Annotated in this window: 17 protein-coding genes and 1 tRNA gene; 6 read left to right on the top strand and 12 right to left on the bottom strand. The window is 74.1% G+C overall.

From position 1 onward, the window contains the following. Positions 1 to 84: 84 nt before the first annotated feature. On the top strand, positions 85 to 1,590 hold the full coding sequence (locus AB0A69_RS19000) for a tetratricopeptide repeat protein (protein WP_361422762.1): 1,506 nt from the start codon (positions 85 to 87) through the stop codon (positions 1,588 to 1,590). Between the two features lie 55 nt (positions 1,591 to 1,645). On the opposite strand, the gene hppD is transcribed toward AB0A69_RS19000, so the two are convergent. Further along, positions 1,646 to 2,791, bottom strand: a complete 1,146-nt coding sequence (hppD, locus tag AB0A69_RS18995) for a 4-hydroxyphenylpyruvate dioxygenase (protein WP_361422759.1) — start codon at positions 2,789 to 2,791, stop codon at positions 1,646 to 1,648. Positions 2,792 to 2,912: 121 nt separating this feature from the next. Between hppD and AB0A69_RS18990 the strand changes: the two genes are divergently transcribed. Beyond that, positions 2,913 to 3,449, top strand: coding sequence for an Lrp/AsnC family transcriptional regulator (locus tag AB0A69_RS18990; protein ID WP_361422756.1), 537 nt, complete (start codon positions 2,913 to 2,915; stop codon positions 3,447 to 3,449). Here AB0A69_RS18990 and AB0A69_RS18985 read toward each other — a convergent pair. From AB0A69_RS18985 to AB0A69_RS18970, 4 genes are all read right to left on the bottom strand, one after another. Further along, positions 3,388 to 4,176 (bottom strand): S16 family serine protease, encoded by a 789-nt coding sequence (locus AB0A69_RS18985; RefSeq protein ID WP_361423189.1) that lies wholly within the window; start codon positions 4,174 to 4,176, stop codon positions 3,388 to 3,390. The genes AB0A69_RS18990 and AB0A69_RS18985 overlap by 62 nt on opposite strands. A gap of 25 nt (positions 4,177 to 4,201) precedes the next feature. Further along, the gene (locus tag AB0A69_RS18980) at positions 4,202 to 4,843 is read right to left on the bottom strand and encodes a helix-turn-helix domain-containing protein (protein ID WP_361422753.1); all 642 of its coding nucleotides are present in this window, start codon (positions 4,841 to 4,843) and stop codon (positions 4,202 to 4,204) included. 454 nt (positions 4,844 to 5,297) lie between these two features. After that, positions 5,298 to 7,085, bottom strand: a complete 1,788-nt coding sequence (locus tag AB0A69_RS18975) for a DEAD/DEAH box helicase (protein WP_361422750.1) — start codon at positions 7,083 to 7,085, stop codon at positions 5,298 to 5,300. Between the two features lie 152 nt (positions 7,086 to 7,237). After that, on the bottom strand, positions 7,238 to 8,710 hold the full coding sequence (locus tag AB0A69_RS18970; RefSeq protein ID WP_361422747.1) for an MFS transporter: 1,473 nt from the start codon (positions 8,708 to 8,710) through the stop codon (positions 7,238 to 7,240). A 176-nt stretch (positions 8,711 to 8,886) separates the two neighbouring features. Here AB0A69_RS18970 and AB0A69_RS18965 point away from each other — a divergent pair. Continuing rightward, positions 8,887 to 8,958 (top strand) — tRNA-Cys (locus AB0A69_RS18965). Here the strand turns inward: AB0A69_RS18965 and AB0A69_RS18960 are convergent. Next, entirely contained in the window at positions 8,959 to 9,117 is a 159-nt protein-coding gene (locus AB0A69_RS18960) for a hypothetical protein (RefSeq protein ID WP_361422744.1), read from the bottom strand. Positions 9,118 to 9,244: 127 nt separating this feature from the next. Between AB0A69_RS18960 and AB0A69_RS18955 the strand changes: the two genes are divergently transcribed. Genes AB0A69_RS18955 through AB0A69_RS18945 form a run of 3 tightly spaced genes read left to right on the top strand, consistent with a single transcriptional unit; the run spans position 9,245 to position 14,428 of the window. Beyond that, on the top strand, positions 9,245 to 10,129 hold the full coding sequence (locus tag AB0A69_RS18955) for a serine/threonine protein kinase (RefSeq protein WP_361422741.1): 885 nt from the start codon (positions 9,245 to 9,247) through the stop codon (positions 10,127 to 10,129). Positions 10,130 to 10,137: 8 nt separating this feature from the next. Then, on the top strand, positions 10,138 to 12,303 hold the full coding sequence (locus AB0A69_RS18950; RefSeq protein WP_361422738.1) for a PQQ-binding-like beta-propeller repeat protein: 2,166 nt from the start codon (positions 10,138 to 10,140) through the stop codon (positions 12,301 to 12,303). A gap of 10 nt (positions 12,304 to 12,313) precedes the next feature. Next, positions 12,314 to 14,428 carry a serine/threonine-protein kinase gene (locus AB0A69_RS18945; protein ID WP_361422735.1) on the top strand — a complete coding sequence of 705 codons (2,115 nt, stop codon included), beginning with the start codon at positions 12,314 to 12,316 and terminating at the stop codon, positions 14,426 to 14,428. 29 nt (positions 14,429 to 14,457) lie between these two features. Here the strand turns inward: AB0A69_RS18945 and AB0A69_RS18940 are convergent, their stop codons facing one another. The 6 genes from AB0A69_RS18940 to AB0A69_RS18915 all read right to left on the bottom strand — a co-directional run bounded on the left by AB0A69_RS18940 (position 14,458) and on the right by AB0A69_RS18915 (position 22,627). Then, positions 14,458 to 16,776, bottom strand: a complete 2,319-nt coding sequence (locus AB0A69_RS18940) for a xanthine dehydrogenase family protein molybdopterin-binding subunit (RefSeq protein WP_361422732.1) — start codon at positions 16,774 to 16,776, stop codon at positions 14,458 to 14,460. Next, complete coding sequence (locus AB0A69_RS18935) at positions 16,773 to 18,041, bottom strand: (2Fe-2S)-binding protein (RefSeq protein WP_361422729.1); 1,269 nt, start codon at positions 18,039 to 18,041, stop codon at positions 16,773 to 16,775. Before AB0A69_RS18935 ends, AB0A69_RS18940 begins: the two co-directional genes overlap by 4 nt. Next, positions 18,038 to 18,916: an FAD binding domain-containing protein gene (locus AB0A69_RS18930; protein ID WP_361422726.1), complete on the bottom strand. Its 879-nt coding sequence runs from the start codon at positions 18,914 to 18,916 to the stop codon at positions 18,038 to 18,040. Before AB0A69_RS18930 ends, AB0A69_RS18935 begins: the two co-directional genes overlap by 4 nt. A 310-nt stretch (positions 18,917 to 19,226) precedes the next feature. Continuing rightward, entirely contained in the window at positions 19,227 to 20,873 is a 1,647-nt protein-coding gene (locus AB0A69_RS18925) for a beta-N-acetylhexosaminidase (protein WP_361422723.1), read from the bottom strand. A gap of 3 nt (positions 20,874 to 20,876) precedes the next feature. Further along, positions 20,877 to 21,716, bottom strand: a complete 840-nt coding sequence (locus AB0A69_RS18920) for a carbohydrate ABC transporter permease (RefSeq protein WP_361422720.1) — start codon at positions 21,714 to 21,716, stop codon at positions 20,877 to 20,879. Further along, positions 21,713 to 22,627 (bottom strand): sugar ABC transporter permease, encoded by a 915-nt coding sequence (locus AB0A69_RS18915; RefSeq protein WP_361422717.1) that lies wholly within the window; start codon positions 22,625 to 22,627, stop codon positions 21,713 to 21,715. Before AB0A69_RS18915 ends, AB0A69_RS18920 begins: the two co-directional genes overlap by 4 nt. Position 22,628 lies beyond the last annotated feature (1 nt).

The following is a 22,628-nucleotide window of genomic DNA, read 5'->3' as shown; positions in this document are numbered from 1 at the left end:
AGTCGGGGCCATCGGTGTGAACCCGTTCGCCGCTGCGGTCGGCGTGCCGCGGGTGACCGGTCGTACTGGCGCACAGTGAGCCGCATGAAGAGCCGTACCCAGGGCCGGGAGCGTCCACGTCGTACGAAGTCCGAACGGGTCACGCTGGCCGTCCTGCTGTCGGGTGCGGGCTTGGTGCTCGCGGGCGCGGTGCTGCTGTACGTCCCCGGCGTGCCCGGCGTACCGGACGCGCTGCGCGGGGTGGACTCGGCGCCGCCCGCGCCGGGGCCGCTGGCGCGGGCGCGGGAGGCGGTGCGGGCGGGCGCGCAGGCGTCGCTGCCGGAGCTGACCGCGTTCATCGCCGACCGGGAGAAGTGGCTGCGGACGCATCCGCGGGACGAGGCGGCCTGGGCGGAGCTGGGCACGGCGTACGTGGAGCGGGCGGCCCGGAACGGCGACACCGCCGCGTACGTACGCGCCGAGAAGGCGCTGGAGCGGTCGCTGACGGTGCGGCCGGCCGCCGAGGGCAACACCGACGCGCAGCTCGGTCTGGGCGTGCTCGCCCAGGCCCGGGGCGACTTCGCCGCGGCCCGGCGGTGGGGCGAGGCCGTACGGCAGCGGGAGCCGCGGCGCTGGCAGGCGCACGCGCTGCTGGTCGACGCGTACACCGGTCTCGGCGCGTACGGGGCGGCCGACAAGGCGGTAGGGCGGCTGCGCGAGCTGCACCCGGGTGGCGCGGCCGCGCTGTCGCGCGCGTCCCGGGTGTACCGCGACAAGGGCTGGCGCGAGGACGCGGCGGCGCTCGCCTCCGACGCGGTGGCCCTCGCCGCGACCCCGGCGGAGCGGGCCGAGTGCCTGCGCCACCTCGGCGACCTGGCGTGGGAGCGGGGGGAGCCGGCCGAGGCGATCGGCTACTACGAGGCCGCGCTGCGGCTGGTGGCCGGCCATCCGCCGTCGCTCGCGGGGCGGGCGCGGGCGCTGGCGGCGCTGGGGCGGGCCGATGAGGCGCTGCGCGACTACGGGGCGGTGCTGGACGCGCTGCCGCTGCCTGAGTACGCCCTGGAGGCGGGCGAGTTGTACGAGTCGCGGGGCCTGGACGGGGACGCGCGCACGCACTACGAGCTGCTGCGCACGCGGGCCGAGAAGGCACGGACGCACGGCGTGGACCCGTACCCGGTGCTCGCGCGGTACGAGTCCGACCACGGCGACCCGGAGCGGGCCGTGAAGTGGCTCTCCGACGCGTGGGCGCGCGGCCACCGCTCCGCGCACGTCGCCGACGCGCTCGGCTGGGCCCTGTACCGCTCCGGGGAACCGGCGCAGGGCCTGCGGTACGCGAAGAAGGCCACGGAGGCGGGCCTGCGCAGCGCGCTGTTCGCGTACCACCGGGGCCAGATCGAGCGGGCGCTCGGCCAGTACGGGCCGGCGCGGCGCCACCTCACGCAGGCGCTGCGGACGAACCCGGCGTTCTCGCCGCTGCTGGCGCCGGAGGCGCGGCGAGCGCTGGCGGTCCTGGGGGAACCCGCGGCGGGCGGCCCGGCGGACGTGCGGGGCACGAAGCCGCGGCCGAGCGCGACCGCCGGTGCGAGCGCGGCGGGACGCCCGTCGCGCTGACGGTGCTGCGGGCGGGTGGCGGAGTCCCCGGTGCTCCGCCACCCGCGCGGAGCGGTCAGAGGTTGCCGCGCTTGGCCTGCTCCCGCTCGATCGCCTCGAAGAGGGCCTTGAAGTTGCCCTTGCCGAAGCCCATCGACCCGTGCCGCTCGATGAGTTCGAAGAAGACGGTCGGACGGTCCTGGACCGGCTTGGTGAAGATCTGGAGCAGGTAGCCGTCCTCGTCGCGGTCGGCGAGGATCTTCAGCTCGCGCAGCTCGTCGATCGGCACGCGCGTGTCGCCGACCCACTCGCCGAGCGTGTCGTAGTACGAGTCCGGGACGTCGAGGAACTGGACGCCGGCCGCGCGCATGGTGCGGACGGTGGCGACGATGTCGTTCGTGGCGAGGGCGATGTGCTGGACGCCGGGGCCGCCGTAGAACTCCAGGTACTCGTCGATCTGCGACTTCTTCTTCGCGATCGCCGGCTCGTTGATCGGGAACTTGACCTTCTTGGTGCCGTCCGCGACGACCTTCGACATGAGCGCGGAGTACTCGGTGGCGATGTCGTCGCCCACGAACTCCTTCATGTTGGTGAAGCCCATGACCTTGTTGTAGAAGGCCACCCAGTCGTTCATCTTGCCGAGCTCGACGTTGCCCACGCAGTGGTCGATCGCCTGGAAGGTGCGCTTGGCGGGCGGCTCGACCATCGGCTGCGCGGCGACGAAGCCGGGCAGGTAGGGGCCGTCGTAGCCGGAGCGCTCGACGAGGGTGTGGCGGGTCTCGCCGTACGTGGCGATGGCGGCGAGGACGACGGTGCCGTGCTCGTCCTTGAGCTCGTACGGCTCGGTGACGCCGGTGGCGCCCTGCTCGACGGCGTACGCGTACGCCTTGCGCGCGTCCGGCACCTCGATGGCGAGGTCGACGACGCCGTCGCCGTGGGCGGCGACGTGCTCGGCGAGGAAGCGGCCCCAGTCGGTGGACGGCTTGATGACGGAGGTGAACACGAAGCGCGCGGCGCCGTTCGTCAGGACGTAGCTGGCGGTCTCGCGGGTGCCGTTCTCCGGTCCGGAGTAGGCGACCAGCTTCATCCCGAAGGCCGTGGAGTAGTAGTGCGCGGCCTGCTTGGCGTTGCCGACGGCGAAGACGACCGCGTCCATGCCCTTCACCGGGAAGGGGTCGGCCTGCCGGGCGGTGTCGGGGGTCTGGGAGAGGGTCTCAGTCATGGCCGCAGACTCTCTCCGTTCCGCAAGGTGCGCAATAGTTCGCGGGAGGGCTGGGCAAGCTGCACAGCGACTGGGCAGTATGGCCGGGCGTTCTGTACAGGATGACCACCGGGAGGCCGTCGTGGCGATCGATCATCTGGACGGCAGGCTCATCGCCCTGCTCGCGCGCGAGCCGCGCATCGGCGTCCTGGAGGCGTCGCGCCGCCTCGGCGTGGCCCGCGGGACGGTCCAGGCGCGCCTGGACCGGCTGCAGGCGAACGGCGTCATCCGGGGCTTCGGGCCCGACGTCGACCCGGCGGCGCTGGGCTATCCGGTCACCGCGTTCGCCACGCTGGAGATCAAGCAGGGGCAGGGCGCGGACGTACGGGAGCACCTGGCGGGCGTGCCGGAGGTGCTGGAGCTGCACACCACCACCGGCCACGGGGACATGCTGTGCCGGCTGGTGGCCCGCTCGAACGCCGACCTCCAGCGGGTGATCGACCGGGTGGTCGGCTTCGAGGGCATCGTGCGGGCCTCCACGGCGATCGTCATGGAGAACCCCGTCCCGTTGCGGATCATCCCGCTGGTGGAGCAGGCGGCGGGCGAGGACGCCGGCCTCAGCAGGACGGGACCTTCGTCCCCCGCTGCAGCGCCCGGAGCGACGACACCGCGTCCTTGAGCGTGGTGACGGGGATGAGCCGGAGGCCGTCGGGCCGCTCGGCCCGGGCCTGCGCGCACTCGTCCTTCGGTACGAGGAAGACGGTGGCGCCGTCGCGCGCGGCGGCCTGCGTCTTGAGGGAGACCCCGCCGACGGCGCCGACCTTTCCGTCCGGGGTGATGGTCCCCGTACCGGCGATGGTGCGCCCGCCGGTGAGGCTCGCGCCGCCGCCGTCGAGCTTGTCGACGATGCCGAGCGCGAAGAGCAGCCCGGCGCTGGGCCCGCCGATGTCGGCCAGGCGCAGCGTGACCTTGACGTCCTTCGGGCTCTTGCCGAGGTAGCCGAGCGCGGCGTCGACGGCGGCGTCCTGCGACTCGGCCATCTGGCCGAGGTTGCGCTTCTCGATCTCCGCGTCGCTCTTGCCGGGCGGATAGACGGAGTCGTGCGGCAGGACGGCCCGGTCCGTACGGAACCAGCCGTCGACGACGTCCGCGAGGTCGACGTGGGTCCGGGGCCCGGTCGCGACGATCGTCGTCATGCGCAGCTCGCCGTCGGTCTTGTCGACCGGCGCGCCGGAGATGGTGATCACCTCCTGGCCCTTGTGCCGCCCCAGCACGTCGGCGGTCGAGCCGGGCTGCGCCAGGGTGTACGGCAGCGGCGCGAACCCGGCCACGCCGAGCAGCGCGAGGACGGGCAGCCCGGAGACGAGCAGGGCACGGGTCCGGTTACGCAGGAGACTGGTGAGCAGCACGACGCCAATCTATCGGCCGGGCTCAGCGCAGGGCGTCGGCGACCTCGCGGGCGGCGTCGACCACGCGCAGGCCGACCCGCTCCGGGACCGAGTCCGCCAGCATCACCACGCCGACGCTGCCCTCGATGCCCGTCACGCCCACCAGCGGGGCGGCCGCGCCGCTCGCGCCCGCCTCCAGCTCGCCGTGCGTGAGCGTGTAGCCGGGGTCACCGAGGGCGCCCTGGCGGGCGGCGAGTATCGCCCGTCCGGCGGCGCCGCGGTCCAGCGGGTGGCGGAAACCGGCCCGGTACGCGACGTGGTAGTCCGTCCAGGTGGGTTCGACGACCGCGACGGCGAGGGCCTCGGCCCCGTCGACGAGCGTGAGGTGCGCGGTGGCGCCGATGTCCTCGGCCAGCGAGCGCAGCGCGGGCAGGGCGGCCTCGCGCACCAGCGGATGGACCTGCCGGCCCAGCCGCAGCACACCGAGCCCGACCCGGGCGCGGCCGCCCAGGTCGCGGCGTACGAGCGCGTGCTGTTCGAGCGTGGCGAGCAGGCGGTAGACGACGGTGCGGTTGACACCGAGCTTGTTGGACAGCTCGGTGACGGTCAGCCCGTGATCGGTGTCGGCGAGCAGCTTGAGGACGCGCAGTCCCCGGTCGAGCGTCTGGGAGGTCTCCGCGGTCACGACGCCCTCTCCTTCGGAGTGAGTCGGCGGACACTCTCAACGTCGGCTGCGCCGCCGGTCCCATCGGCGACGCACGGAGAGGCCGCCGGCAGGCCATGGCACACCGGCTGCGCTCCGCGGCGGCGTTGCCACGGGGCGTTTGCATTGCGATTGCCGGGACAGTAGCGAGGGACTCCGCTTAGCGGAAGACCTCGTCCAGAATCCGGGCGCAAGCGTTTGCTGTGCGGGGTATTCGCCCTGTTTTGCCCATGTTGGGCCGCTGGTGTTCGTCAACCGGGGCGTGAAAACCCTGTGCGGGGCGGCCCGCGCGGAGGGGCGGTCGGCGGCTTGGCGGGCCGGACCCGGAGGGGGACCGCCCGGCAGGGCGCGCCGCCGGACGCCCGCGACACGCGAGGCGCCGCGCGAGACCGCGCGGCGCCCCAGTCGCCAGGTCGCTACGCCACGGGGTGGCGGCTCAGCGCATGCGGGTCGCCCACTCCTGGACCTTCTTGATGCGCTCCCGGATCTGGCCCGCCGTCGCCTCCGCGCTCGGCGGGCCGCCGCACACCCGGCGCAGCTCCGTGTGGATCACGCCGTGCGGCTTGCCGCTCTGGTGGACGTACGCGCTCACCATCGTGTTCAGCTGCTTCCTCAGCTCCAGCAGCTCCTTGTGCGATACGACGGGCCGCCGCTCCGCCGGCAGCTCCAGCAGGTCGGCCTCCTCGGCCGGCTTCTGCCGGCTGTGGGCGATCTGCCGGGCCTGCCGCTTGCGCAGCAGCAGCTGCACCTGGTCGGGCTCGAGCAGGCCCGGGATGCCGAGGTAGTCCTGCTCCTCCTCGCTGCCGGGGTGGGCCTGCATGCCGAACTCGGCGCCGTCGTACAGCACCCGGTCGAAGACCGCGTCGGACTCCAGCGCCTCGAAGGGCAGCATGTCCTGCTCGCCGGTGTCCTCGTCCTGCTGCTTGTTGGCCTCGTCCATCTCCTTCTCGGACTCGGCGTACGGGTCCTCGTCCTCGCCCGCCTTCTTCGGCTTGTCGAGGGCGTGGTCCCGCTCGACCTCCATCTCGCTCGCGAAGCCGAGCAGCGTGGGGATCGTCGGAAGGAACACGGACGCGGTCTCGCCGCGCCTGCGCGATCGCACGAAACGGCCGACGGCCTGGGCGAAGAACAGCGGCGTGGAGATCGTCGTCGCGTACACGCCGACGGCGAGGCGCGGGACGTCGACGCCCTCGGACACCATGCGGACCGCGACCATCCAGCGGTCGTCGCCGTCGCTGAACTCGTCGATCCGCTTCGACGCGCCCGCGTCGTCCGACAGGACCACGGTCGCCTTCGTCCCGGTGATCTCGCGGATGAGCTTGGCGTACGCGCGGGCCGAGTCCTGGTCGGAGGCGATGACGAGGCCGCCCGCGTCGGGGATGCCCTTCCTGACCTCGGTCAGCCGCTGGTCGGCGGCGCGCAGGACGTTGGGCATCCAGTCGCCGCGCGGGTCGAGGGCGGTGCGCCACGCCTGGGAGACGGCGTCCTTGGTCATCGGCTCGCCGAGCTTCGCGGCGACCTCGTCGCCCGCCTTCGTGCGCCAGCGCATGTTGCCGCTGTAGCTGAGGAAGATCACGGGGCGGACGACGCCGTCGGCGAGGGCGTTGCCGTATCCGTACGTGTAGTCGGCGGACGAGCGCCGGATGCCGGCGTTGTCCTCCTCGTACGTGACGAAGGGGATGGGGTTGGTGTCGGACCGGAAGGGCGTACCGGTGAGCGCGAGCCGCCGCGTGGCGGGCTCGAAGGCCTCCAGGCAGGCCTCGCCCCAGGACTTGGAGTCGCCGGCGTGGTGGATCTCGTCGAGGATGACGAGCGTCTTGCGCTGCTCGCTGCGGTTGCGGTGCAGCATGGGCCGCACGCCGACACCGGCGTAGGTGACGGCGACGCCCTGGTACTCCTTGCTGAGCGGCCCGGCGCTGTACTCCGGGTCCAGCTTGATGCCTATGCGCGCCGCCGCGGCCGCCCACTGCTTCTTCAGGTGCTCGGTCGGGGCGACGACGGTGACCTGCTGGACGATGTGGTGGTGCAGCAGCCAGGACGCGAGGGTCAGCGCGAAGGTCGTCTTGCCGGCGCCGGGCGTCGCGACGGCGAGGAAGTCGCGGGGCTGCTCCTGGATGTACCTGTCCATCGCGGCCTGCTGCCAGGCGCGCAGCTTGTTGGCGGTGCCCCAGGGGGCGCGGCCGGGGAAGGCGGGTGAGAGGTGATGGGAGGCGGTAGTAGTCACGGTCTCCGATTCGGCTCTCGGGTTACGGCGGTCACGCCGCCTGCGGCGTTACGTACGACAACCGGGCCACCCTACCGGGGGCCCGGCTCCGTTCCCGTCCGTACGACGCGGTGACCACGACGACTGCGACGCGGGTCACAGCCGTCGCGGTGTCACCGGGTTTCGGCGCCCGGTCCCAGCCGCGTCGCCACCCATACCCCCACCAGCGCGACCGCTGCCATCGGCAGGAACACCGCCGCGAAGGCCGCCGTGTGGGAGCCCGTCGCCGCGGCGGCCGCGTGGCCCGAGAGCGCGCCGCCGCCGAGGGCGGCGAAGGCGGCGCCGCCCGCCGCGAGGAGCATGACGTTCGACAGGCCGTCCGAGATCTGGAGCGCGGCGGAGTTCGTGCCCGCCTCCTCCGGCGCGGACAGCTTCAGCAGCAGCACGCTCGTCGAGGCGACCACCATGCCCATGCCGAGGCAGCCGACGCCCCAGGCCACACCCAGGGTCCAGACAGGCACGGAGGGGATGAGGACGCTCGGCGCGGCGGCGATGGCCGCGGTGACCAGCAGCATGCCGAAGACCATCAGCCCCTGCCGGTACGGCTCCACGCGCGGCCGTGCCTGGATGTACGAGCCGAGGGCCCAGGTCAGGCCGCCGACCGCGAGCGACAGCCCGGCCATGGTGGGGCTCAGGCCCCGCTCGCTGACCAGCATCAGCGGCACGAACGACTCCGCCGAGATGAACGCCCCCATCGAGATGCCGCGCAGCAGCACCACCGACGGCAGCCCGCGCGCCGCCCGGTACGTGCCGCGCGGCAGCAGGCCCCGCACGGCGGGGACCAGCAGCGCCGCGCCCGCGACCGCCGGGAGGACTGACAGCCAGCGCAGCTCCTGCCCCGCGTACTGGAGCAGCCCCACCCCCAGCGAGATCCCGAGCGCCAGCCGGATACGGCGCCGGTCGAAGGGCACCGGCGGCGCCTCCGGGTCCGTGGGCCCCGACGCCATCCGCCGTACCGCGGGCAGCGCGAGTGCCAGCGGCAGCACGACGAGGACGGGGATGCCGACGAAGACCCACCGCCAGCCGAGCCGCTCGGTGACCGTCCCGGCGACCAGCGGCCCGACCACCGACGGCACCACCCAGCCCGCGGAGAACGCGGCCATGATGGCGGGGCGCAGCCGCTCCGCGTAGGCGCGGCTGATCACGACGTACAGCGCCACGATCACCAGCCCGCCGCCCAGCCCCTGCACGGCCCGCCCGACGATGAACAGCCACATCGCCCCGGCCGTCCCCGACAGCAGCAGCCCGGCCCCGAAGGCCGTGATACCGGTGGTGAGCGGCGCGAGCGGCCCGGCGCGGTCGGACCACTGCCCGGAGAGGACCATGGCGAAGAGGCTGGTGGTGAAGTACGCGGAGAAGGCGAAGGCGTACAGCGGGATCCCGTGCAACTCCCGCGCGGCGACCGGCATCGCCGTACCGATGGCGGTCGCCTCGAAGGCGATCAGCACGATGACGGAGACGACGCCGATGCTGAGCGCGCGGTGCTCCCGGTCGAGTACGCCGCCGCGCGGCTCTTCCTGCTGGTTGCCGGCGGATGTGCCGGCGCTGCTCTCCAAGGCGGTCATGCACCTCACAGTAAGGGGCATGAGAGGCGATGGCCCCTGTCTCCGGACGGGGAAGATCTCCCCCCTTGGTCGTACGACCATGAACGGCGTATGGCAGTCGTGTTGCGGCCCGCCCGCCGGGCTTTCCTTCCAACTGCCGCCGCCCGTACGGTCGTACCGAAGCACCGACCGAAGCACCGACCGAAGCACCACCGCACGACCGTGTGCCCGAGTGGCTGAGGGGCCAGACTGCAAATCTGGTGACGCGGGTTCGATTCCCGCCACGGTCTCTACGGAACGAGGGCGCGGTCCAGTCCCGCCAGGACCGCGTCCACCGTTCCCTCCACGTCGAGCTCCGACGTGTCCCGCCACAGCCCGACCCGTGGCGTCTCCTCCCGCAGCACCCGGTCCAGCCGCTCTCGCCCACCACCACACCTCCGGGCGCTCACGCCGGGCGGCGGGGGGCGATCACCGACCCGGCTCTCAAACCCCGCACGCGAGCGCGGCTACGGCCGATGAGTAGGCTCCTGTTCGCTCCGGTGCCTGCTCCGGTGCTCGCTGAGGGGGGATTCGCACATGGAACGGCCGCGCCAAGAAGCCCGGCGGGTCGGCCCGTACCACCTGATCACCCGCCTGGACCCGCCGGAGACCCCGCACGTGCCCGTCCGCCGCTTCATCGCGCGCGGCGCGGACGGCGACCGTACGGTGCTGGTCAACGCCCCGCTGCCGGGCGCGGATCCGGCGCGCTTCGCGGTGGAGGCGGACACGGCGCGGCGGCTGATGGGGCCGTGGGTGGCCCCGGTGACGGAGGTGCCGCCGCCCGGGGCGGGCTCCTGGTACGCCACGCCCTACCTTCCCGTACTGCCCCTCCCCGTCGCGCTCGCCGTCCACGGCGGCCCGCTCCCCGAGCCCACCGTCCGCGCCCTGGGCGCCGCCCTCGCCGAGACGCTCGCGGCGGCGCACGCGCAGGGCCTCACGCACGCGGGCGTGTCACCCGCCGCCGTACTGCTGGCCGCCGACGGGCCGCGGCTCGGCTGCTTCGGAGCCGTACGGGCGGCGGGGCCGGACGGCGAGCGGCGCGCGGACCTGCCGGGGCTGGATCCGGGGGCGCTCGCGCCCGAGCTGCTCGCGGGCGGCAGGCCGCGCCCGCCGGGCGACGTGTACGGACTCGGCGCGGTCCTCGCGTACGCCGCGACCGGCACCACCGTCCCGGAACGAACCGAACTCCCGCCCGCCCTGCGCCCCTTGGCCTCCGCGTGCCTCACCCGTGACGCGGCCGCACGGCCGTCGGCCGCAGCGCTCCTCGCCGACCTCGTGCCCCGTACCCCGCACGAGACCGTCGTGACCTCGGCGGGCTCGCTCCTCACCCCCGGCTGGCTGCCGGGCCGGATCGTCGCGGCGCTGGCGCGCCAGTCGGCCTCGGTCCTCGCCGCCGAACTCCCCACCGGGCCCAGGAACTGACCACGCCCATGCTGTCCCCCCTCACCCACGACGACCCCGCCGAGCTCGGCGGCTACCGCCTGCTCGCCCGGCTGGGCAGCGGCGGCATGGGCACGGTGTACCTGGCCCGCTCGGCCGGCGGCCGCACGGTCGCACTCAAGACCATGCGCGCGGCGCTCGCCGCCGACCCGGCCTTCCGCAGCCGTTTCCACCTGGAGACCAACGCGGCACGGATCATCGGCGACCGCCACGGCGCGGCGGTCTTCGACGCCGACCCGCTCGCCGAGACTCCGTGGCTGGCGACCGAGTACGTCCTCGGCCCGCCCCTCGACGATGCCGTCGCCCGGTGCGGCCCGCTCCCCGAGCCCACCGTCCGCGCCCTGGGCGCCGCCCTCGCCGGCGCGCTGGGCCAACTGCACTCCTCGGACGTGGTCCACCGGGACCTGAAGCCCTCGAACGTCATGGTCACGGCGTACGGCCCCAAGGTCATCGACTTCGGCATCGCCCGCGCGGCCGGCACCACCCACCTGACCGGCACGGGCACGACGACCGGCACGCCCGCCTTCATGTCGCCGGAGCAGGCCACGGGCCGGGAGCACGCCCCGCCGGGCGACGTCTTCGCCCTCGCGGGCGTCCTCACCTTCGCCGCCACGGGCCGGGGCCCCTTCGGCACGGGCGCCCCGGCGGACCTCCTCTACCGCGTCCGCTACGCCGAGCCGGACCTCACCGCCGTCCCCGCGTCCCTGGCCCCGCTCCTCGCCCGCTGCCTCGCCAAGGACCCGGCCCTGCGCCCCACTCCGGCGGAGCTGGCCGCGGTCCTCCACGACGGCCACGGCGACTTCGCGGACCACCTCCCGCCCCTGCTGCTCGCCGACATCGCCCGCCGCGCGACGGAGGTCTGGCGGCACGAGCCGCACCGCCTCCCGGCGCCTTCGAGCGACCCGTACGCGGAGACGGTCCCGGCGGCGGGGCGCCGGATGTCCCGCCGCGGGCTGCTGGCGTTGGGCGGCTTCTCCGTGCTGGGTGCCGGCGGCGCGGCGCTCGGCATCCGGTCCTGGCTGTCGGCCGGCGAGCCGTCCGGCGGCGACGAGCCACCGCCGGAGCCGCGGCTCGCCGCGTCGCCGCCCTCGCTGTGGGAGAAGAAGGTGTGGACGGGCGACGAGGAGCAGCGGGGCTTTCCGCTGCTCGTCGGCGAGGACGTGGCCACGGTGGTCGGCCTGGGGATCGCCGGGCTCGTGCCGCGGACCGGCAAGGACGCGTGGTTCTGCAACGTGCAGACGGCGTCGCGCCTCGTCACCGCGGGCCCCGAGGGCATCCACCTCGTCCCGCAATCGGACGCGGACCACCAGGACTTCGCCGTCCACACCATCGACACGAAGAACCCCCGAAAGCCCGGGCCGGCACTCGTCACGCTCAAGGGCCTCAACGCCAACATGAGCATCGCCCAGCTGCTGGGCGTCTCCGACGGCACGCTGTACGCCGTGGCAGGGCAGGGGACGTACACCTCGGTGCTCTCGACGTACCTGCTCGCCATCGACGTACGCCGGCGCAAGGAGGTGTGGCGGCAGGAGGTCTCCCACCCCCAGCGCGACGAGAAGTTCGACATCACCCAGTACGTCCTCACCTCGGCCGTGCGCGGGGACCGGCTCATCACCTTCGAGCTCACCGGTGAGGAGCGGCGCACGCAGGTCACCGCGCGCGACACGAGGACCGGTGAGACGCGCTGGTCGCGGCTGCTCGAGGTGAAGCGGCAGGACGTCTACAAGAGCCCGCTCGCCGTGGACGAGCGGTGCGTCTACGTCCCCGGCGCCCCGCTCGCCGCCCTCCGGCTCTCCGACGGCAAGCCGCTCTGGGAGCACCAGGGCCAGGAGCCCTTCGGCGCCCCGGCCGTGCGGGACGGCGTCGTCTACGCCGCTTCCGAGGGGCGGCTCGTGGCGGTGAGCGCCGCCGAGGGGAAGGTGCTCTGGAAGGAGAAGGAGCTCCCGGACGCGAAACCCGACCTGTCGGTGCCGCCGGTGGTCGGTGAGAAGTACGTGTACAGCAAGGTGGCCAAGGGGCTCAGCGCGGTGGACCTCCGCACGCACAGGGCCGCCTACATCTTCCAGACCACCGCCGATCGCCTCGTTCCCCAGGAGCGGGAGGGGCTTCTCATGGCCGCGGGTGAGGGTTTCCTCATCTGCCTCCCCCTCCAGTGAGCGCAGGACTGTGAACACAGAGACCAAGACACCGCTTCCCCTGCTCCCCCTCGGCACGGGCGACCCCCTGCGCCTGGGTCCGTACCGACTCGTCGGCGTACTCGGCGAAGGCGGTATGGGAAAGGTCTACCTGGCGGGTGATCAGAGTGGCCGTCCGGCCGCGGTGAAGGTCCTGCGCCCCGAGTTGGCGCACGACCGGAACCTGGCGCAGCGCTTCGTCCGCGAGGCGCACACGGCGCGGGCCGTCACGAGCAAGGGCGTCGCCCGGGTCCTGGCCGCGCAGGTGGAGGGCGGACGGCCGTGGATCGCGACCGAGTTCCTCGCCGGCCCGACGCTGGACCAGGCCGTCACCGCGTACGGCCCCCTCGGCGAGGACGCCGTCCGCGCGCTGGCCGCGGCTCTGGCCCGTACGCTGCAGGACGTCCACGCCGCCGGTTTGGTCCACCGGGACGTCAAGCCCTCCAACATCGTGCTGACGGCGGACGGTCCGCGCCTGATCGACTTCGGCATCGCCCGCCCGGAACACGGCCTCACCCTCACCACCACCGGCCAGATCCCCGTCACCCCGGGCTACGGGGCTCCCGAGCAGGTGCTCGGGCAGCGGGTGACGCCGGCCGCGGACGTGTTCTCGCTGGGCGCCGTCCTCGTCTTCGCGGCGAGCGGCCGTCCGGCGTACGACGGCCCGTACGTCGCCGCCGTCCAGTACGCCGTGGTCCACGGGCAGCCGGACCTGGGCGGCCTTCCGCCCCGGCTCCAGCAGCTCGTCGGCCCGTGCCTGCTGAAGGACGCGGCCTTTCGTCCGTCGCCGGAGGGGATCGCCAAGGCGTTCGCGCCGACGGCGAGCGCCCGCCGCGTCTGGCGCAACGGCCCGTGGGCCGGGGACATCAGGCGCCGGGAAACCGAGACCCGGCGGCTCACCGCCGTCGCCCGGCCGACCGCGGGCCCGGAGACGTCGCGCCGCCGCTTCCTCGCGTGGGCGGGCATGGGCGGTGCCGTCGTCCTCGCGGGCGGCGGGGCGTCCGCCTGGTGGCTGACCCGGCGGGACGCGACCGCCTTGCCGCCCGCCGGGGACGCGCCGGCGGCGACTCCCCTGAGGGAGGGCGAGTACAGCGAGGGCCTCACGCCGCAGCCGCTGTGGACGGCGCGGAAGGCGGCCGCCACAGGTTCGCCGCCCACTCCGGTGGTCCTCCGCGATGTGGTCGTCTTCGCCGCCGCGGGTGGCGGGGTGGCGGCCCACACGGTGACCGACGGGAAGCGGAAGTGGTCCCTCCCCGGGGTCGCGGCGCGCGCTCGCCAGCTGCCCCTGAACCGGGACCTCTTCGTGGCCGCCGACGCGGAGGGCTCGCTCCTGGCCTTCGACGCGTCCACCAGCGAACGGAAGTGGTCCACGGACGCGGATGTCGCCCTGCTGCTCGCCACGAGCGACGACGCCGTCTTCGTCCTGACGCGCGAGGGACGGCTCCGCGCGATCGACAGCGCCACGCGGAGCGTCCGCTGGACCGTACCGGCCAGGGCGGGCGCGGCGGGCGACCCCGGCCCGCAGGCCGTCCACGGCTCGGGGCGTCTGGTCGTCTCCGGCACGGACGGCAGCGTCTTCGCCCTCGACGCCGCCACCGGCCGCGAGGTCTGGCGCGCCGACGCCCAGGCCAAGGGGCCCCTCCTGCCGGCGGTCGACGGCGACACCGTGTACCTCGGCGGCCGTACGCTCACCGCGCGGGGGCTGGCGGACGGCCGGGAGATCGCGTCGCTCCCCGCGAGCACCCCCCTGGAGAGGACCAAGGGTGGCTGGGGGCCGCCGGCGCTGGACGACGACGGGGTCACCGCCCACGACGGAGGGCTCCTCTACCGGTTCAAGAAGGACCTGACCAGGAGCGAGCTCTGGATGAAGAACACGGCGGCGACCCGGCCCGTCCTGGTCCCCCCGGTGATCCAGGGCAACAGCATCTGGGTCGTCGAGGGCGACAAGGACCCCGCCGACGGCGGCGTGTCGGCCTTCGACAAGGCCGAGCAGACGCGCATGTGGACCTTCCAGCCGGACGACCACGGCCCTTGGGCGGTGGCGGCCGGCGGCAACCGCGTGTTCCTGGTCAGCCGGGGAGACGTGACCGCCATGCCCGTGTTCTGACGCCTTCCCGGGCACGGCGGCTCACACGGTTACGCCTTGGGCACCGCGACCGCCGCCTGAGGGCGGATGGGCAGCCGGTTGACGGGGCGGCCCGTGGCGGCGCGGACGGCGGAGGCCACGGCGGCCGGGGCGGTGACCACCGGGACGGCGCTGGCGGCCTTGGCGCCGAACGGCGCCACCACGTCGCGCTCCTCGACGAGTTTGACGATGCGGATGTCCGGGGCGTCCAGGGACGTCGGCAGGGCGTAGCCCGTGAGGTCCGGGTGGCGGACGAGGCCGCGGGGGGTGCGGAGGTTCTCGGTGAGGGCCGCGCCGATGCCCTGGGTGACGCCCGCCTCGATGCGGGTGGCGAGCTGGGCGGGGTTCAGCACGCGGCCCACGTCCTGGGCGACCGCCATCTCGACGACGCGGACGGAGCCGATCTCGACGTCGACGTCGACAACGGCGCGGATGGCGCAGAAGGCGAGGCCCACGAAGGCGTCGCCCTGGCCGGCGTCGTCGAGGGGTTCGGTGGGGTGGGGGCGGCACTGGGCGGTGGCCCAGAGCTCCTTGCCGTCCAACGCCTCCATGACGGTGGTGGACAGGACCCCGTCGTACGAGGTGATCTTGCCGTCCGTGATCTGGAGCAGTTCGGTGGACATGCCGAACTTGTGGGCCAGCGGCTGGAGGAGCTGCGTGCGCACCATCTTGGCGGCGCGTTCGACCGCGCCGCCCGAGACCCAGGTGTGGCGGCCGTGCGCGGCGGGGCCGGCCGGGGGCTGGTCGGTGTCGACGGAGGCGACGTGGACCTCGTCGACGCCCAGGACCTCCTGGACGATCTGGCGGGCGAGGGTGGAGAAGCCCTGGCCGGTCTCGACCGCCGCACAGATGACGGTGGCCACGCCGTCGTGGACCTTGACCGTGGCCGTGGAGACCTCGTCCGTGCCCTCCGCGCCGAGCATGTGGACCATGCCGAGCGCGTACCCGACGCCCCGCCGTACGGCGCCCGGCTCGCCCGCGCCCTCCGGGCCGCCGGGGAGCAGCCAGCCGTCCTCCGGGGAGCCCTCGGGGAGGTCGGGGAGCGGGAAGTCGCGGACGGCCTGGAGGAGTTCGGCGACGGGCGCCGGGCAGGTGACCGTCTGTCCCGTGGGGAGGAGGTCGCCGGTGGCCATGGCGTTGCGCAGGCGCAGGTCGGCCGGGTCCAGGCCCAACCGCGCGGCGAGCTTGTCCATCTGCGCCTCGTACGCGGCGCAGACCTGCATCGCGCCCTCGCCGCGCACGTGGCCGGAGGGCGGGTTGTTGGTGCGGACGGCCCAGCCCTCGATGAAGGCGTGCGGCACGACGTACGGGCCGCAGGCGAAGGCGACGGCCGCGGCGAGGGACTCGGAGGAGGCCTCGGCGTACGCGCCCGCGTCGAGGAGGATCTGCGCCTCGACCTTGACCAGGCGGCCCTCGGCGTCGGCGTGGTGGCGGTAGCGCAGCAGTGTGGGGTGTCTGTGGGCGTGGCCGAGGAAGGACTCCTCGCGGGTGGCGGCCAGTTTGACGGGGCAGCCGGTGCGCAGGGCGAGCAGCCCCAGCGGGATCTGGAAGCCGGGGTCCTCGCGGTCGCCCATGGCGCCGGGGACGCCGGTGACGACGACCTTGACCTGTTCGGGCGCGAGGCCGAAACAGGCGGCGGCCAGGTCCCGGTCGGTGTGCGGGTCGGTGGAGGCGGTGTAGATCTCCACGCCGCCGTCCGGGCGCGGCACGGCGAGCCCCGCCTCGGCGCCGATGGGCGCCGGGTCCTGGCGGCCGATGCGGTACAGGCCCTCGACAACGACCTCGCCGACCGCCTCCGGGTCGCCGTAGCGCAGCGGGATGTGGCGGATCAGGTTGCCGTCGGGGTGGAGGGGCGGGGCCGCGAAGGCCTTCTCCGGGTCGGTGACCGGGTCGAGGAGTTCGTACTCGACCGCGATGGCGGCGGCGGCCAGGCGGGCGGTGTCCGGGTGATCGGCGGCGACCGCGGCGATGGCCTCGCCGTGGTGGCGCACGAGGTCGGAGGCGAAGACGGGGCGGTCGGCGACGGTGCGGCCGTACGTGGCGGCGCCCGGCACGTCGGCGTGGGTCACGACGGCGCGGACGCCCGGCATCTCGGCCGCGGCGCTGGTGTCGATCGACACCACGCGCGCGTGGGCGTGCGGCGAACGCAGGACGGCCGCCCACAGCAGGCCCTCGGCCCACAGGTCGGAGGCGTACGGGAAGGTGCCCTCGGTCTTGGCGCGGGCGTCGGCGGACGGGAGCGACGCGCCGAGCCCGTGGGTCGGCACCTCCTGCTGCGGGACCTGGGGGGCGTCGACCGCCGGGATGGCGGTGGCCGCGTCGTTGCTCACGCCATGCCTCCGTCGTGCGGGTGGGGAACCTGGTGCGGGATGCGGGCCGTGTCGGCCGCTTCGGCGGCTGCTTCCGCCGCCGCGGCGGCGGAGGCGGCGCGCTCGGCGGCCACCTCCCGTACGGCGTCGAGGACGCCGCGGTACCCGGTGCAGCGGCAGAGGTTGCCGCACAGCGCCTGGCGGGTCTCCAGTTCGGTCGGGGCGTGGTTGCCCTCGAGCAGGTCGTGCACGGTCATGGCCATGCCGGGGATGCAGAAACCGCACTGGACGGCACCGCACGCGGCGAGGGCCCGCTGCACGTCGGAGGGCTCGCCGTTCACGGCAAGGCCCTCGACCGTGCGGACCTCGCTGCCGGCCGCGGTGGCCGCGGGGACCAGGCAGGAGGCGACGAGGCGGCCGTCGACCTGGACGTTGCAGGCGCCGCACTCGCCCTGCGAGCAGCCGTCCTTGGCGCCGGCGAGGCCGAGGCGCTCGCGCAGCACGTAGAGCAGCGACTCGCCGATCCACGCCTCGGAGACGGGGCGGTCGGTGCCGTTGACGCGCAGGACGTACGAGACGTGGGGGTGTTCGTCGCTGTCGGCGGCCTGGGGCGGCGCAGCGGCTTCTTCCCGCGGCTCCGGTTCCGGCTCCGGCTGCGGTTCCGGCTCCGGGGTCTGTGCCTCCTGCGGTTCCGGCTGCGGTCCCGGTTCCGCCGCCGGCTCGGGCTCGGCGGCGGGGACGGGCTCGGCCTCCGGCTCCGGTTCCTGCGGCGCCGCCTCCACGGGCGCGGGTGCGGGCTCGGGCGCGGGCTCCGGCGCGGTCACCGGCTCCGGGGTCGCCCAGGGCGCGGGGGCGCCGCCCGGCAGGGTGGCCGGCGGGTTGCCGCTCGTCCACTGCGAGGCCAGCGCCGAGGCCGCGAACTCGCCCGATTCGTCCGGGATATCCCCTTGTGCGACCGGAATCGTCCACTGTCCGGTCAGCTCGGTGGGCGCGGCCTCCGGCGCAGCCGCGGCCTCCGGGCCGGTGGGAGCGGCCGGCGCGGCCGGGAAGCTCCACTGCGCGGTCGCGTTCGGGTCGTGCGCCGCCCACGCCTCCGCCGGTACGTAGCCGTGCCCGGGGGCCTCCAGCGGGGCACCCTCGCCCGCGAGTTCCGGCGGCAGCTGGACGAAGGCGGTCGCGTCACCGTCGTACTCGCCCTGCGGCGTCGGCCGCCAGCCGCCGTACTCCGGCCCGTACTCCTGCCCGTACGGCTGCTCGTTCTCGTGCTCGTTCTCGCCGGTGGTCACGACAGCGCCCTCCCCAGTGCTCGTCGGGCCAGCGCGGCGACCGTGCGCCGCAAGTGCAGTACGGCGGGCGGCAGCTGCTCCCCGCCCTCCGGCGGATCCGGGATGCACGCCGCCGCGACGTACTCCCCGAACGCCGCCAACGCCTCCGGGACCAGCCCCCGGTCGCCGTCCCAGTCGATCAGCGACGCGATCCAGCGCTCGGCCTCCAGCGGCCGCAGCGGCATCGGGGCGATGGCGCCCACCGCGCAGCGCACGCCACGCCGCGCCGGGTCCAGGACGAGCGCGACGGACGCGGTGGCGCGGCCGGGTCCGGTCCGGCCGGTGGCCTTCAGGAAGACCTGCGGCGCGTGCAGCAGGGGGACGCGGACGAAGCCGACCAGTTCGCCCGGCGCGAGCAGCTCGCGGCCGGCCAGCAGGTACGACACCGGGATCTCGCGCGTACCGGCCGGGCCCGCCACGACGAGGTCCGCCTCCAGGGCGGCCAGCACGGGCAGGGAGTCACCGGTGGGCGCGGCGCTGACGATGTTGCCGCCGAGGGTGCCCGCGTTGCGGATCTGGGGCGGTCCGGCGGCGCGGGCGGCGGCGGCGAGCGCGGGGATGAGCGCCGCGAAGTCGGGGCGGCCCATGCGCGCGTGGGTGAGACCGGCGCCGAGGAGGGCGTGGCCGTCCTGGTACTGCCAGCCGCGGATCTCGTTGATGCGGCCGAGTCCGACGAGGCCGGCCGGGCGGAGCTGGCCCTTGTTGACGGCGGCCATCAGATCGGTGCCGCCCGCTACGGGCACGGCGGCGGGCATGGCCGTGAGCGCCGCCACGGCCGCGTCGAGCGTGGCCGGCAGCGTCACGGACTGCGCCGCCTGCGGTGCGTGCGTGGTCAACCCAGCTGCCCCTTCCCGGTGTCCCCGGATGTCCCCGGCTGTCCCGCCTGTGTTGCCGTACCGTACGTGCTCACAGAGCCGACGTGGCAACTCTGGCACATCTTCCGGGCTGCTCGACGCGAGGGTCCGCGAAGGGCGCATCCGCCCCGGACGTCCCGTGACCTGCGGGATGGGCGGGTTTGCCGCGCGATCGGCGGCAGGTGCGGATTGCGACGTCATTGCCACTTCTCGGCGACCTTGTACGGCTTGTTCCGGACGGCCTCCACCGTGGCAGGCGGCGGGCGCGCGGCGGGCTCCGTTCGGGCCGGGCTCACACGTTCGGGGGCGGCCCCTCGATCGGGCGTCCGAGTACGCCGGGGCGCCGCTGCCACGGCAACGGGCCGCTGGGCGGCCGGTAGTCGACGCCGAGCGCGTCCAGGCGCCGGTAGTGGACGCCCATGCGGCGTTCGAAGTCCGCGAAGTCGCGCTCGGCGGGGGCCGGGAGGCCGGTGGACCAGGCGACCTCGGCGAAGGCGGCGAGGCGGGGGAAGACCTGGTAGTCGACGCGGGCGCGGGTCTCCATGGCCTCGGTCCAGGCGTTGGCCTGGGTGCCGATGACGTGCGCGGCGGCCTCCGGGGAGAGTCCCGGCGGTACGGGGTCGAAGCGGTAGACGTCCTCCAGGGTGCGGACGAACCCGATGGGCACGGGCTCGTCAGGGCCGCCGTGCTGCCGGTGGTCGAGGTAGACGTGCTGTTCGGGGCACATGACGACGTCGTGGCCGGCCTCGGCGGCGGCCATCCCGCCGGCGTACCCGCGCCAGGAGGCGACGGTGGCGCCGGGCGCGAGGCCCAACGATGTCGTCTCGCCCTCCAGGATCTCGTCCCACCCGATCAGGCGGCGGCCCCGCTCCGCCAGCCAGCGGTCGAAGTGCCGGATGAACCAGGACTGGAGCTCGTACTCGTCCGCCAGGCCGAGCTCCTTGATGCGGGACTGTGCGGTCGGGGACGCCTTCCACTGGTCCTTGGGGCACTCGTCGCCGCCCAGGTGGATGTACGGGGAGGGGAAGAGGTCGAGGACCTCCTCCAGCACCTCCTCGAAGAAGCGGAGGGTGGTGTCGGTGGGGGCGAGGACGTTCGGGTTGACGCCCCAGGTGTCCCAGACGGAGAGCGCGCTCGTGTCGACGACGTCGGTGTTGCCGAGCTCCGGGTACGCGGCGATGGCGGCCTGCGCGTGGCCGGGGAGGTCGATCTCCGGGACGATGCGGACGTGCCGCTCGGCGGCGTACGCGACGATCTCGCGGATGTCGTCGTGCGTGTAGAAGCCGCCGTGCGGGGTGTCGTACCAGAGCTCCGAGGCCCGGTGCCCCCGCTTCGTCCGCGGCCGCCAGGCGCCGACCTCCGTGAGGCGGGGGTGGCGCCGGATCTCGACGCGCCAGCCCTGGTCGTCGGTGAGGTGGAGGTGGAGGACGTTGAGCTTGTGGGCGGCCAGGAGGTCGACGTAGCGCAGGACGTCGTCCTTGGGGAGGAAGTGGCGGGCGACGTCGAGCAGGAGGCCACGCCAGGGGAAGCGGGGCTCGTCCTCGATGACGACCGTGGGCACGTACCAGTCCCGGCCGCGCGGGCCGATGGGCGCCCTGCGGTACGCGTCGGGGCCGAGGAGCTGCCGGAACGTCTGGGCGCCCCAGAAGACGCCCGCGGCGCTGCCGCCCTGGATGCGCCGGGCGTACCCGTCGATGACGATGCGGTACCCCTCGGGCGCCAGCCCCGGTTCGATGCTCAGCACGATGCGGTTGTCGTCGTCGTTCCCGTCCGGGAAGGGGAGCCCGGTGGCGGCGCCGATCGTGGCGCGGAACCAGCGCGCGACGCCCTCGGTGCCCGGCTGGGCCTCCAGTTGGGTGTCCGTGTCGAGGGGGTCGAGGCCGGGGGGCGGCACCTCCCGGGAACGGGAGGGGGCGGGGATCAGGTCGAGGGGCTCCATGGGTCAGTCCTTCACCGCGCCGCCGAGCCCGGACACCAGGCGGCGCTGTACGAGTACGAAGAAGACCAGCACCGGGATGGTCATCACCGTCGACGCGGCCATTATGCCGCCCCAGTCGTTCTCGTCCGGTTTGAAGAAGACGAGGAGCGCCATGGGGAGGGTCGACTGCGAGGTGTCGCTGACGAGGAACGACTTCGCGAAGAGGAAGTCGTTCCAGGTGGAGATGAAGGAGAAGACGCTCGTCGCGACGAGCCCGGGGAAGACCAGCGGGAAGAGGATCCGCCACAGGAAGCGTCCCCGGCTCGCGCCGTCGAGGTACGCGGCCTCCTCCAGTGCCTCGGGGACCGCCTTGACGAAGCCGCGGAGCATCCAGATCGCGAAGGGGAGGGAGAAGGCGAGGTGCGGCAGGATCAGCGAGCCGAGGGTGTTGAGCTGGCCGAGGTCCCGCATCAGGAAGAAGAGCGGGATGGTCAGCGCCTCGATCGGGACCATCTGCGCGACGAGGAACATCACGAGCAGCGTCGTACGGAAGCGGAACCGGAAGCGGGTGACGGCGGTGGCCGCGAGGAAGGCGATGAGCGCGGACGCGACGACGACGGCGGAGGCGACGAGGAGGCTGTTGAGGAAGTAGCGGCCGAAGTCCTCCTGTTGGAAGACGCGGCGGAAGGAGTCGAGGGACGGGGCGAGCGTCCAGGGGCGGGCGTCGGTGGACTGGATCTCGCCGGCCGGCTTGAAGGCGGAGAGGACCATCCAGTACAGGGGGAAGGCGACGACGCCCGCGACGAGGAGGGCGGCGGCGTCGGCGGCCAGGCGACCGGGCGCGCGCGGGCGGAGGCGGTTCACAGCTCGCCTCCCTGGCGGCGCAGCAACCGCAGGTACACCAGCGTGACGGCGAGCAGGATCAGCAGCATGACGACGCCGATGGCCGAGCCGAGGCTGTACTGGGAGGACGCGAAGGCCTTCTGGTAGGCGTACACGTTGAGGACGAGGTTCTGGCCGGCGATGCCGCCGCCGTTGGTCATGACGTAGATCTGCGTGAAGACCTTGAAGTCCCAGATGACCGACTGGATGGTGACGACGGCCAGGATCGGCCGCAGCAGCGGCGCGGTGACGGAGCGCCAGGTCCGCCACTGCGAGGCGCCGTCGAGCGCGGCGGCCTCCAGGACCCCGGCGGGGATGGCCAAGATGCCCGCGTAGACGGTGATCATCACGAACGGGAACGAGCACCACACCACCTCGAAGAGGACGAGCGCGAAGGCGCTGTAGCGGCCGTACGTCCACGAGAAGTCGCCGAGGCCCAACAGCCGGTTGACGGGCCCGAAGTCGGGGTCGAAGAGGAACACCCACACGGTGGACCCGGTGACGGCGGGTGTCGCCCAGGCGCCGAGCGCGGCGAGCATCAGGGCGAGGCGCGGTACGGCGCGCACGCGCGTGAGGAGGACGGCGAGGCCGCAGCCGACGGCGAGGGTGGCGGTGACGCAGGCGGCGGCGAAGAGCACGGTGGCGAGGAGCACCTGCCGGAACTGCTCGTCGCGGAAGAGGGCCGCGTAGTTGCCGAACCCCTGGAAGGAGGTCGGTTCGCCGCCGCTGACCTGCGCCTGGGTGTACTCCAGGAAGGAGATGAGCCCCAGTTGGTAGACGGGGTACACGAGCAGCCCCGCGAGCACGGCCAGCGCGGGCGCGAGGTACAGCCACGGCGCCCATCCCCCACGGCGGACCCCACGGTGGAGCCCGCGACGGCCCGGTCCGCTCACG

This window comes from Streptomyces sp. NPDC045431, assembly GCF_040646655.1.
Lineage (GTDB): Bacteria > Actinomycetota > Actinomycetes > Streptomycetales > Streptomycetaceae > Streptomyces.
This window is presented reverse-complemented; position numbering and strand designations above follow the sequence as displayed.